Source organism: Nonomuraea sp. NEAU-A123 (assembly GCF_018603905.1).
In the GTDB taxonomy this organism is placed as follows: domain Bacteria; phylum Actinomycetota; class Actinomycetes; order Streptosporangiales; family Streptosporangiaceae; genus Nonomuraea.
Window position 1 is genome coordinate 137,318 of sequence record NZ_JAHFZZ010000011.1, and the last position, 11,847, is coordinate 149,164.

At 69.2% G+C, this 11,847-nt stretch carries 12 protein-coding genes; 7 read left to right on the forward strand and 5 right to left on the reverse strand.

The annotated features are described in order from the left end of the window. Positions 1 to 60: 60 nt before the first annotated feature. Positions 61 to 999 (forward strand): diacylglycerol kinase family protein, encoded by a 939-nt coding sequence (locus tag KLK06_RS32400; RefSeq protein ID WP_214639476.1) that lies wholly within the window; start codon positions 61 to 63, stop codon positions 997 to 999. Between the two features lie 261 nt (positions 1,000 to 1,260). Here KLK06_RS32400 and KLK06_RS32405 read toward each other — a convergent pair whose 3' ends face one another. The 4 genes from KLK06_RS32405 to KLK06_RS32420 form a co-directional block, all read right to left on the reverse strand. Continuing rightward, the gene (locus KLK06_RS32405) at positions 1,261 to 2,022 is read right to left on the reverse strand and encodes an SWIM zinc finger family protein (RefSeq protein ID WP_214639477.1); all 762 of its coding nucleotides are present in this window, start codon (positions 2,020 to 2,022) and stop codon (positions 1,261 to 1,263) included. Beyond that, positions 2,023 to 5,208 carry a DEAD/DEAH box helicase gene (locus KLK06_RS32410; RefSeq protein ID WP_214639478.1) on the reverse strand — a complete coding sequence of 1,062 codons (3,186 nt, stop codon included), beginning with the start codon at positions 5,206 to 5,208 and terminating at the stop codon, positions 2,023 to 2,025. 18 nt (positions 5,209 to 5,226) lie between these two features. Then, positions 5,227 to 5,880: a Uma2 family endonuclease gene (locus tag KLK06_RS32415; protein WP_214639479.1), complete on the reverse strand. Its 654-nt coding sequence runs from the start codon at positions 5,878 to 5,880 to the stop codon at positions 5,227 to 5,229. Positions 5,881 to 5,948: 68 nt separating this feature from the next. Further along, positions 5,949 to 6,623, reverse strand: a complete 675-nt coding sequence (locus KLK06_RS32420; RefSeq protein WP_214639480.1) for a Uma2 family endonuclease — start codon at positions 6,621 to 6,623, stop codon at positions 5,949 to 5,951. A gap of 66 nt (positions 6,624 to 6,689) precedes the next feature. On the opposite strand from KLK06_RS32420, the gene KLK06_RS32425 reads away from it, so the two are divergent. Continuing rightward, positions 6,690 to 7,457, forward strand: coding sequence for a bifunctional 2-polyprenyl-6-hydroxyphenol methylase/3-demethylubiquinol 3-O-methyltransferase UbiG (locus KLK06_RS32425; protein WP_214639481.1), 768 nt, complete (start codon positions 6,690 to 6,692; stop codon positions 7,455 to 7,457). A 40-nt stretch (positions 7,458 to 7,497) separates the two neighbouring features. Here KLK06_RS32425 and sigJ read toward each other — a convergent pair whose 3' ends face one another. Continuing rightward, positions 7,498 to 8,436 (reverse strand): RNA polymerase sigma factor SigJ, encoded by a 939-nt coding sequence (gene sigJ, locus KLK06_RS32430; RefSeq protein WP_214639482.1) that lies wholly within the window; start codon positions 8,434 to 8,436, stop codon positions 7,498 to 7,500. Between the two features lie 209 nt (positions 8,437 to 8,645). Here sigJ and KLK06_RS32435 point away from each other — a divergent pair, with 209 nt between their 5' ends. The 5 genes from KLK06_RS32435 (at position 8,646) to KLK06_RS32455 (ending at position 11,847) form a co-directional block, all read left to right on the forward strand. After that, positions 8,646 to 9,212: an LUD domain-containing protein gene (locus KLK06_RS32435; protein ID WP_308168545.1), complete on the forward strand. Its 567-nt coding sequence runs from the start codon at positions 8,646 to 8,648 to the stop codon at positions 9,210 to 9,212. A 304-nt stretch (positions 9,213 to 9,516) separates the two neighbouring features. Beyond that, complete coding sequence (locus tag KLK06_RS32440; RefSeq protein WP_214639484.1) at positions 9,517 to 9,897, forward strand: phage holin family protein; 381 nt, start codon at positions 9,517 to 9,519, stop codon at positions 9,895 to 9,897. Further along, the gene (locus KLK06_RS32445; RefSeq protein ID WP_214639485.1) at positions 9,894 to 10,646 is read left to right on the forward strand and encodes a DUF3618 domain-containing protein; all 753 of its coding nucleotides are present in this window, start codon (positions 9,894 to 9,896) and stop codon (positions 10,644 to 10,646) included. Before KLK06_RS32440 ends, KLK06_RS32445 begins: the two co-directional genes overlap by 4 nt. 26 nt (positions 10,647 to 10,672) lie before the next feature. After that, the gene (locus tag KLK06_RS32450; protein WP_308168546.1) at positions 10,673 to 11,119 is read left to right on the forward strand and encodes a protease inhibitor I42 family protein; all 447 of its coding nucleotides are present in this window, start codon (positions 10,673 to 10,675) and stop codon (positions 11,117 to 11,119) included. A 29-nt stretch (positions 11,120 to 11,148) separates the two neighbouring features. Continuing rightward, positions 11,149 to 11,847, forward strand: a complete 699-nt coding sequence (locus tag KLK06_RS32455; protein ID WP_250906389.1) for a DUF1838 family protein — start codon at positions 11,149 to 11,151, stop codon at positions 11,845 to 11,847.

Sequence of the window (11,847 nt, forward strand, 5' to 3'; positions counted from 1 at the left end):
CCACCCGGCGGCCCTTTGGCCGACCACAGGTAGCGTCGTCTGCACCTAACATTGGTGACCATGAGCGAACTGCGTACCAAGGCCGCACACACGGAGGCGATCCGCCAGGACCGCCGGGTGGCGGTGGTGGTCAACACTCGCTCACGCCGGGGCCGCCGACACTACTTCGAGGTGATCGACCAGATCCACGCCCTCGGCTTCGAGCCGATGGCCGAGCTGTCGGTCTCCAATCCCAAGCGCCTGCGCAACCTGCTCGACCAGGCCCTCGAAACCCAGCCCGATCTGTTGATCGTCGGCGGCGGCGACGGCACTCTGTCATCGGCCGTCCGCCATGTCGCCCACCGCGACGTGGCGCTCGGCGTGCTGCCACTCGGCACCACCAACAACTTCGCCCGCAGCCTCGGCCTGCCGCTCGACCTGGCCGGGGCGATCGGGGTGTTCGCCACCGGCAAGGTGGCCGACATCGACCTCGGCATGGCCGGTGACCGGCCGTTCGCCAACCTGGCCAGCTTCGGCGTGTCCGTCGAGGTGGCGGGCACGGTCAAGCCGTGGCTCAAGCGCATCCTCGGCCGTCCCGCCTACCCGCTGACCGCCCTCCGCGTTCTGCCCGGCCACCGGCCGTTCCGCGCCTACATCACGGTCGACGGCAAGCGCCACGAGCTGTTCACCCACCAGCTCAACATCGCCAACGGCCGCTTCCACGGCGGCTGGCAGCTCGCCAAGGACGTCAGCATCGACAACGGCATGCTGGTCGCCTACCAGCTCGGCTCGGGCAAGAAGCTGCGGCTGCTCGGCGAGACGCTGGTGCGCGCCACGACCGGCCGCTGGCGCAGCCTGGCAGGCGGGCCGTTCGTGGTGGGCAGGGAGATGCTCCTGGAGACCGACCCGCCGATGGCGGCCGACGTCGACGGAGAGGTACGCCTGCTCACCCCGATCCGCCTCCGCGTGGTGCCGAACGGCGTCCGCGTCATGGTCCCCGGCGACTTCGACGACCGCTAGCCCCCAGCCAGCCCCGTTCTCCGCACGCCTCGCCCCATCACCGACACCACGAGCCATCGCCGCTCCCACTCCCCAGCAGGCCCCCAGCGCCCCCGCTCCTCAGAAGGACCCCAGCGCTCCCGCGAAGGACCCCAGCGCGCCCGCTCCCCAGAAGGACCCCAGCCGAAGTACGGCGGGGAGCGCGGAAACATGGGCCAGTCGTGATGACGTGCGGAAGCGCACCGACGCCGACGATCGCACGCCCCAGCGGAGCCGCGACCGTCACTCGCCGAGGCGGCGGTACGCGGCGCGCAGCGGGTCCGCCAGGTCGCGCGGCGGCGGGAAGACGCGCGGCAGGAGGTCGGACGCCACCGCGGCGGAACGGCGTTCGGGCCGATGAGCGGTGGCCCCCGGGGCGTAGAAGTCGGCCAGCCGGTCGGCGAACGGCACATCCCGCACCAGAACCGGCTCCGGCTCCGGCTCGGCCAAGGACCCGAGCAGCCGGTCGCGGCTGCGCCCGCGCCAGGCCAGCACCAGGAACGGATCGTCGTCGAACGACTCCGCCAGCAGGTACAGCACCGCCGACAGGTGCTTGCACGGCAGCCCCCAGTCGGGGCACGAGCACTCCATGTCCAGGTCGCGGGGGAACAGATCGATGCCCAGCGCGGCGAACAGTTCCTCGATCTCCGTCGGCATCTCCCCGGCCAGCAGCTTGGCCCGGTAGACGGCCTGCGCCGCGATCGCCTCCTCGATGGCGGTCCAGCGCTCCTCGTCGTACGCCTCAATCTCGATCGTGATCGAGTACGGCTTCCGCCGCGAGCCCTGAACGGCCGCCCTCACCACGCCGGAGGCGAGGTCGATCGACAGGACCTGGCCCGCGCGGGCGTAGGCGCGGCCCCGAGAGAGGCGGCCCTTGTCGCAGACGCGCTCCAGGATGTCGATGAACCGCCGCGACCACCAGGTGGAGCCGATCGAGCCGCGCTGCGTGCGCGCCCGCAGGCCGCCCTCGACCCTGATCGGCTTACCGGCCTCGAACCACGCCATTCAGCTCACCGCCTCGGCGGTCAGGCGGAACACCTCACGCAACTCACCGGTGGACAGGTCGGTCAGCCAGTCCTCGCCGGTGCCGACCACGCGTTCGGCCAGCGACTTCTTGCGTTCGATCATCTCGTCCACGCGTTCCTCCAGCGTGCCCGCGCAGATGAGCTTGCGCACCTGTACGTTCTTGCGCTGGCCGATGCGGAAGGCGCGGTCGGTGGCCTGGTCCTCGACGGCGGGGTTCCACCAGCGGTCCACGTGGATCACGTGGTTGGCCGCCGTCAGGTTGAGTCCGACGCCCGCGGCCTTGAGCGACAGCAGGAACAGCATCGGCTCGTCATCATGCTGGAACCGGTCGACCAGGCGGTCGCGCGTCTTCTTGGGCAGCCCGCCGTGCAGCCAGAGGACCGGCCGGTCGAGCCGCTGGGCAAGATAGGGCTGGAGCATCGTCCCGAACTCGGCGTATTGGGTGAACACCAGCGCCTTCTCACCCTCGGCCACGATCTCCTCCGCGAGCTGCTCCAGCCGGGCCAGCTTGCCCGACCTGCCCGACAGGAGCGAGCCGTCCTTGAGCAGGTGGGCGGGGTGGTTGCAGACCTGCTTGAGCTTGGCCATGGCCGCCAGCACCAGGCCGCGGCGCTCGATGCCCTCACTGTCGTCGATCTTGCCCAGCATGTCGTCGACGACGGCCTGATAGAGGCTGGCCTGCTCGGGCGTGAGCACGCACCACTCCTTGACCTCCATCTTCTCCGGCAGGTCGGAGATGATGGACTTGTCGGTCTTGACGCGCCGCAGTACGAACGGGCCGGTTGCCCGTTTGAGCGCATGCATGGCCTGCTCGTCCTGGCGGGCCTCGATCGGCTCCTGGAACCGGGTCCTGAACCTCGATCGCGACCCGAGCAGCCCCGGATTGGCGAACTCCATGATCGACCAGAGCTCGGCAAGATGGTTCTCGACCGGCGTGCCGGTCAGGGCCAGCCTCGTGCCCGTGGGGATCGCCCGAACCGCCTGGGACTGCAGGGTGCCACTGTTCTTGATCGCCTGAGCCTCGTCGCAGACGACCCGCCGCCACTCGACCCCGCGCAGCGTCTCCAGGTCCCGCTGGGCCGTGCCGTACGTGGTGATCACCAGGTCGGCCTCGCCGATCGCCTGGGCGTCGCGACCACTGCCATGGTGTACGTAAACCCGCAGCCCCGGCGCGAACCTGGCCGCCTCCCGCTGCCAGTTGCCCACCAGCGACATCGGGCACACCAGCAGCGTCGGCGTCTCGGACCGCTCGTGGACCAGCAGCGCCAGCGTGGTGACCGTCTTGCCCAGCCCCATGTCGTCGGCCAGCACCCCGCCCAGCCCCAGCTCCGACAGGAAGCTCAGCCAGGCCAGCCCGCGCTCCTGGTACGGCCGGAGCGTCGCGTCGAGGCCGGCAGGCGTGGCCATCGGCTGGAGCCGCCGTTCGGCCTGCCCGGACAGCAGGTCGCCGAGCACGCCGTCGGCGTCGACCTCCAGCAGCGGCAGCTCGTCGTCACCCTGGACCACGTGACGCAGCAGCTCGGCCGCGGGCAACTCGCCGCTGCGCTCGCCCCCGACGGCCTTCAGCGCGGCCTTCAACTGGCGGTCGTCGAGCTCCACCCACTGCCCGCGGACCCGCACCAGCGGCACCTTCAGCCGGGCCAGCTCGGCCAGCTCCTCCTCGCTGATCGTCTCCCCGCCCACCGCCAGGTCGATCCGGAAATCCACCAGTTCACGCAGCCCGAACCCCTGGGCGGTCGCCGCGCTCTGCGTCTTGGTGCGGGTGGTCAGCTTCAGCCCCAGCTTGGTACGGCCGGCCCAGCGCGGCAACTGCACCCCGAACCCGGCCGCCTGCAACAGCGGCGCCGCCTGCCGCAGGAACCCGAACGCGCCCGCCGTGTCGAGCTCCAGCCCGGTCGGCTCGGCAACACGAAGAGCCCGATCGAGGTCTGGGTACAGGCGCACGGCACGTCCCAGCCCGGCCAGCAGCTCACGCTCCGGCCTCCTGGGCAGCCCGGTCACCGGCTCGCCGCTCCACACCCGTTCGGCGGTCACGTAGAGGCTGGGGTCGTCGGCGGCCTGCAACGCGAGCTCAACCCGCCAGCCACGGCCGCTGCCGCCACTGCCGCCACTGTCGGCGCTCCCCGCGCTCCCCGCGCGGCCGGAGCGGTCAGCGCTGTCCGGGCTGTGAGCGTGGCCGGTGCGGTCAGTGCCGTCTGGGCCGTCATCGAGGTCAGTGCCGACGGGAAGGTCGGTGCCAGCGAGGGGGGTGTCAGCAAGATCGGTGCTGTCTGGGCGGGCGAGGTCGTCGATGGGTTCGAGCAGCCGGAAGCACACTCGGGCGGCCCCGTCTGCGGCGGCCACGGAAGCCCGCCACTCCTCCAGCTCGCGGCGCAGCTCCGGGCTGTCGGGGCAGGTGTCGTCGTCACCGGTCAACGCCGCCAGCCACCGCTCCTGGCCGGTGCGGGGGTTGGTGACGAGCGGCTCACTGAGCGCCGCCCTGACGAGCGCGTCGGTGAACGCGTCGAGCGCCGCCCCGAGCACCTCCACCGATGGGCGCTCGACCTCGGACGTACGGCAGGCGGGCGGCATGGCGAGAGCGAGGTCCCGGAAGTAGGCGGCATCAGCCCCGCTCAGCACCGCCCGCCACACCGCACGCCCACCGGCCACGGCCTGTACGGGTTGCTCGCCCCGGGAGATGAGCTGAGGGATGACGCGGCCCCGCCGAACCAGATCACGGGCGAACTCGGAGACCACGGCCCAGTGCCGGACGGTGGCAGCCCCGGAATGTTCGGCGAGCACCCGCAGCGCGTCACCGGTGGCAGGAACGACAGCGGGCACCTGCCACAGATGCAGACGCGGCCGGGCAACCCCGGACAGACGCCCAGCCTCAGGCGAGGCCAGAGGCTCCTTGACAGAGCCGGGCAACAGCAACCGCAGGTCACGCACAATGCCCTCGGAGAAGAGCGCGAGGCCACCGAGCGCGGCGGCGGAGGCAGGCGCGAGGTCGAGCAGGTCGATGAGCACGGCGACAGTAGCCGCGAACGGATGTGGGCGTGCGACTCCAGCACCCGTGCCGACGACCGGAGGGGTGATCGGGACTTCGGCAGGCTGCGGGGTGCCGTCGGTGTCCTCTGCCCAGAAGGCGAGTGCGTCTCCTGCCCAGACCCCGTGTACGACCAGCATCTCGGCAGAGTACCTCGCCTAGCGGAAGATCAGGTTGGTGTCGAGCGTGACCTCGAACGGCTCCGGTAGCAGCAGCGGCAGCCCGGCATTGACGACGATCGAGGCCCGGTATTCGCCCTCGGCGAGTCCGTAGAGCAACCTGACCGACGGAGGGGTGGAGAAGTCGTCGAGGACCAACATCATCGGGACGCCCGCCCGGGCATACTCGGCCGGCTTGACGTCCAGATCGTCGTCCCGGCTGTCGGACGACACCACTTCGACGGCCATCAGCGTGCCGTATCCGTAGGCCTGGTTGTCGTCGAACTCGGGGCTGTCCGGTGGTGTGATCAGCAGATCGGGCAGCCGTTTGTCGCCTCGATGGGGCGGGATGTGAACCGCCCAGGTCTGGTAGAACTCCCAGCCGTTCTTCCGCTTGACGTCGTAGAGCTGGTCCGACAAGCGGTCCACCAAGACGCAATGCCGCATTTTCGCCCGGGGACTTACATAGATCCGTCCACCGACGATCTCCGGCCTCAGGCCCTGACCGACGAGTTTCTCCCACACCTGTTCGCGATGGAGCTCGTCGTCCGTGGGTCCCAAAGCCCCCCATCCCGGCCCCCACGTGGGTGCGGCGGCCGCCGGGTGCTCGGGACCCAGGGCGGCGCCGTGCCCGGGCGTGATGCCGGTGGCCATAACGGTCATCCTTTCGCTCGCGTCATCGAATGCGTTTCCTGCTCAGGCCCGGCAGGGGGCCGCCTCGCCTAGAGGAAGATCGGGCCGGTGTCGAGGGCGATCCCGAACGGCTCCGGCAGCTTCACCTGCTCGCCCTCATCCACCTTGGTCATGCTGCGATATTCGCCGTCGCGCGGATCCGACAGCAGGGTGACTGTGCGAGGGTCGGAGAATTCGTCGACGATCAGCATGATGGGTACGCCCGCCCGGGCGTATTCGGCGGGCTTGACCTTCAGATCGTCGTCCCGGTTGTCGGAGGAGGTGATCTCGACGATCAGGAGTGTGCCGTCGCCGTAGGCCTGGTTGTCGTCGAACTCGGGGCTGTCCGGTGGCGCGATCAGCAGATCGGGTATCCGTTTGTCGCCTCGATGGGGTGGGATGTGAACGGCCCAGTTCTGATAGAACTCCCAGCCCTTGTCGATCGCGAACTCGAAGAGCTGCAGCTGAACGCGATGGACCAGCTGCGCATGGCGCCTCTTCGTCCAGGGGCTCACTAGAATCCTTCCACTGATGATCTCGGCTCTCCAACCCTCTTCGATGAGGGATTGCCAGAGCCGTTCGCGCTTGAGCTCGGTCTGGGTCGGTCCGGACTGTCCCCAGCCTGGACCCCATGGAGACGAAGGTCGGGGGTCGCATGTGGGCTCAGGCGCGGGTGCACGCCTACGTGACTTTCTGCGCGTCGTGCTGGTGGCCACGGCGGTCATCCTTTCGCTCGCGTCATCGAAAATACTACACTGCGTGACCGTTCATTGACTGTATGAAAGGGGCTCATGATGGGGTTCTCAGCAGGCGAGAAAAGGTGGCGGGAGCGGCTGGGCAGCCTGCGTGACGTGGTCAGACAGGAGCTGGTGAGCCGTCAGCTGGCGGCCCATCTCCCGCCTGCCCCGGCCGGCGTGCTGGACGTGGGCTGCGGGCAGGGCACCCAGGCGCTCAGGGTCGCCGCCCTAGGGCATCGCGTGACCGCGCTCGACGCCTCCGGCGATCTGCTCGGGCTGCTGAAAGACCAGGTCGAGCCGGGGATGGCCATCGAGGTCGTGCAAGCGCCCGCCGAGCGGCTGAGCGAGTTGTTCGAGCCGGGGAGCTTCGACGTGGTCCTCTGTCACGGCGTGCTCATGTACTTCGACGACCCCGACCCGCTCCTGGCGGCCATGGCGGGTCTGCTCGCGCCCGGGGGGCTGCTGTCACTGCTTGTGCGCAACGGCGACGCGCTGGCCATGCGGGCCGGGCTGATGGGGGACTGGGCGGCGGCCCGGGAGGCGTTCGACGGGAGCGGCTACACCAACCGCCTGGGCGTGGTGGCGCGGGCGGACCGGCTCGACGACCTGACGCGGCGCCTGGCCGTACAGGAGCTGGGGGTTCTGGAGTGGTACGGCGTGCGGGTGTTCACGGACCTCGCGGCCGACGACGCGCCTCTTCCCGATGACCTGGACCTGCTGCTGGAGTGTGAGGAGCGGGCTGGCGCGAGCGATCCCTATCGGCGGGTCGCTCCGTTGGCCCACATCATCGCGCAGGCCGGTCATGCCAGGGATGGCGGATAACTTGCCTCTGTGAGCGGACCCGATGGTAGGGAGACGCGCGTCAGCCCGTCGTCCAGTGACGGAGTTTCTCGGGGTTGCGTACTACCCAGATGTGCTTGATCCGGTCGTCCGCGACGTCGAACGCGAACACCGTCACGGTGACGCCGTCTTGCTGGGCCACCAGGCCGGGCCGGCCGTTGACCGTACGCTCCAGGAACGTCATGTCGCCGGGCCTCCGGAGGGCGATCTCGACCCAGGCGTGCGCGATCTGCTCGCCGCCTTCGATGGGGTGCAGGAAGGTGACGGCGAGGCCGCCGCCGTCGGCGATCGCCGTGGCGTCGGGGTCGAGCAGGCCGATCAGGGCATCGATGTCCTTGGCCTCCCACGCCGCTTTGAAGGCCCGGACGACGCCGGCCTGCTGGGCCACGGGAGTCGCGGGAGCCTGCGAGGCGTGGATGCGGCGGCGGGCGGAGGTTGCCAGCTGGCGGCAGGCCGCCGGGGTACGGCCGACGATGTCGGCCACTTCGGCGAAGGGGTAGCGGAAGACGTCGTGGAGGATGAACGCGACGCGCTCAGCCGGGGTCATCGATTCGAGCACGACCAGGAAGGCCAGGTTGACCGACTCATCCAGGGTGACCCGGTCGGCCGGGTCGACGGCCGTCCCGTCCGGTTGCCCGGTGACCCACTCCGTACGCTCGGGCAGCGGCTCGGGGATCCATTCGCCCACGTAGGTCTCTCGCCGGGCCCGTGCCGAGTTGAGCAAGTTGAGGCAGATACGGCTGGTGACCGTCGTCAGCCACGCGGCGGGAGACGCGATGGCGTCCCGCTGCTGGCAGGACATGGCGTACCAGCGAGCGTAGGTCTCCTGGACGACATCCTCGGCCTCGGCCAGCGAGCTGAGCAGCCGGTAGGCGAGATTGATCAGCCGCCGCCGCTCACTGATGATCATGCTCAGAGCTGGATCGGACCGGCCGTGTCCTGGCCTGGACTGGTTGGTCATGGGTGTTGCCGACCCTCCTCGATCTCATCTTCCCTCACCACTTCGACAAGACACCGCACCGGAATGTGAGGTCGGCGCCCCGCCTCACATTCCGCGGGGCGGTCTTGTCGTACCCGAAGAGACGAACACACCAGCCAGGAGACACCATGACGACTTCGGTTCCAGCGACATCACTCACTGACCCGGCGCCCGCGCAGACCTTGGAGCGGGTGGCCGCCGCGTTGAGGGAGAACAATTTCGCCGTCGAGATCCTCGATGACGCCGCCGCCGCGCGTACCCGCGTCAAAGAGCTGATTCCCGCGGGCGCCAGCGTGTTCACCGGGGCCAGCGAGACCCTCCGCCTGTCCGGCATCGATGAGGACATCAACCGCAGCGGGCGATACAAGTCCGTCAAGGCACGCAGCGTGACCATGGACCGCGCCACCCAAATGGCCGAGATCTGGCGGATGATCGCCTGCCCCGACGTCATTGTGGGCAGCGTCGCCGCGGTCACCGAGACCGGCTCCCTTGTGGCCGCCTCGGCCAGCGGAAGCCAGCTCGCCGGCTACGCGGGCGCCGCGGCCCGCGCGATCTGGGTCGTCGGAGCGCAGAAGGTGGTCCCTGACCTGAGCGCCGCGCTGCGCCGCATCGAAGACCATTGCCTCCCGCTGGAAAACGAGCGCGCCATGAAGGCCTATGGGGTGCCCAGTGCCCTCAACCGCATGCTCGTCCTCAACGCGGAACCCCACCCCGGACGCGGCACCGTCCTGCTGCTCCGCGAAGCCATCGGATTCTGACCCCACCCGTCGGGCAGCCGGCCCAGATGATCCTCGCGCCCACCAATCTGCGCGCGCTCCTAAGCCGTAGGTGAAGTTGTAGAGTAAAAATATGAATCCTCCCGGATCGTGGTGCGAGCGGCCTAAGCCGCAGGCTCCTTCGTGTGAGCTGCCCTCCCCGTGGAGCAAGTCGAAGAAGCCCGATAACTGGTGCGAGGTTCCTAAGTCTCCGGTTCTGTCGGTCGTCGACTTCCTGCTGCGGGCCGCCAAGCGGTGATAGAAAGCCAGTTCGCTGGGTAGTCGCCTCCTCGGCAGAGGAGGCGACGTGAACGACACCCACAAGCTGGTCAATGATCTCTCCGAGCAGGTCTCCCGGCTCGTCAGGGACGAATTGCGGCTGGCCCGGCTGGAGCTCACGCGGAAGAGCAAGCGGGCGGGATTCGGCGCGGGCCTGTTCGGGGCGGCGGGAATGGCCGCGTTCTTCGGTGGCGCAGCCCTGGTGGCCACCGTCATTCTGCTTCTCGCTCTGGTGATGCCCGCATGGGCGGCTGCCGCTCTCGTGGCGGGAGTTCTGTTCATCGTTGCCGCCCTTCTGGGTTTCCTCGGCAAAAACCAGGTGAAACAGGCCACGCCGCCATTGCCGGAAGAAGCGATCGCCAGCGTCAAGGCCGATATCGACGTGGTCAAGGAAAGGGCTCGGCGATGAGCGAGACGAACCCTGAATACAGAGACCAGGGATATAGCGAGCAGCACGCGGGGGACGTGGGCGCTCGCCGGACGACGGTCGGCATGCCGACGGACCACGAGTCCGTCAACGTGCCTCCCACCAGACCGGGCGCGGCGGAGAACGCGCTGAAGGCGGAGGCCGCCCGCCAGGAACACGAAACATTCATCCCCGAACCTCCCATGGCGGACGACCGGACCGAGGCGACGCAGGCCCGGGAAGGCGAGGCGGAGTCGCTGGGGGCGGGGTCGGGCAACGACGACGAGGAAGAGGACGACGTGCGAAAAAACATCAGGGACACCCGCGAGGAGCTCGGCAACACCGTGGCGGCTCTGGCCGACAAGACGGACGTGAAGGGACGGGCGAACGACGCGGCGGAGGCGGCGAAGGGCAAGGCCGCCGAAGTGGCCGAGGTCGCCAAGGACAGGGCGGTTGAAGTGGCCGAGCTGGCGAAGGACAAGGCCGCCGAAGTGGCCGAGGTCGCCAAGGACAAGGCCGCCGTGGTGGCGGATGTCGCGAAGGACAAGGCCGCCGTGGTGGTGGACGTCGCGAAGGACAAGGCCACCGAAGTGGCCGACAAGGTACGAGAGGTCACGCCCGACCAGGTCAAGGACGCCGCCGACAAGGTCGCCACGGAGGCCAGGAAGCGCCCCGTGCTGGCCATGGCCGCCGCGGCCGGCATCGTGGCCCTGCTCCTGCGCCGGATCATGAGGCGCAACAGGGCCAAGTGAGCCCCAGAGCCCGATAGCCTGCCTCAGTGATTCGTCGAACGGCCGCCACCGCCCTGCTCGCCCTGCTCATGATGGGGATCGGCACGAGCTGCGGCGCGGGGTCGGCCGTCAACGACTACGGCCAGATCTTCAAAGGCGCCAAGGGCTCGACCGTCAACGTGGAGGTCGGCACGGGCCAGCGGTTCTCGCTGGCCGTCGCCGACAACCCGTCCACCGGCGACCAGTGGCGCCTCCTGGCGGTGCCCGACGCCAAGGTGGCCTCGTTCATCAGCAAGGAGTACGTCAGCGAGGGCGGCGGGCCGGGCTCGGGCGGCACCAGCTACTTCGTGTTCAACGGCAAGCAGCCGGGCAGCACCGAGATCAGGCTGCACAACTGCTGGCGCTGTCCGAGTGCCACGCCGAGCCCCACTCCGGTCGACGCCCAGAGCAAGGCGCAGTCGGGCGAGGCGATATTCTCAGTGATCGTCAAATAGGGCACCCGCTGGGGAGAGCTGTGGAATTCATGCGAGTACGCGCCTCCACCGATGGCGCGGAGACGATCTCGTGGTGGACCGGCGACGTCTACGGCTGGCAGCAGGACGACGGCCCCCACCACCTGTTCGGCTTCGAGGGCGTCAACGTGGCCAGGGCGGTCGAGACCGACGGCGGCTGGCAGATGCTGACCAGGGAGGCGGCGGCCTACCTCGACCCCAAGTCGCGCGAGATCCTCACCACCTGGGACAACCCGTTCACCGGAGCGTCCGTCGAGGTCCAGCACGTCTTCAACGACCCGGTCAACCAGCGCTTCGGCGCCTACCCCGTGCCCACCACCAGGCTCGGCGACCAGGTCGTCTTCAACGCCGACATCCGGCTGGCCTACCCGTCGCCGCTCAAGGTCGCCGACTATCCCGACAACTCGGCCAGTGACACCTACCGGGCGCTGGAGCTGTTCCAGTTCTTCGCCTCGGCCAAGGATCTCGACTCCGATCTGCCGAGCGTGCCGTGCGTGTTCTCGTGGTGCCGGGTCTCGCCGTGGCTGCCGTGGATGGCCATGGGGCAGCGCCAGGGCGGCCTGGTGTACCACTGCCGGGGCCACAAGACGGCCGAGGTGCCCGACCGGCTCCGCGCGCACGTGGGCGAGCACTTCCTGCACGCACCCACGGAGTGGTCGGCGCCCAACGTGACGAGCTGGACCGCTTTCGCCGCGAAGGCCGCCCAATAG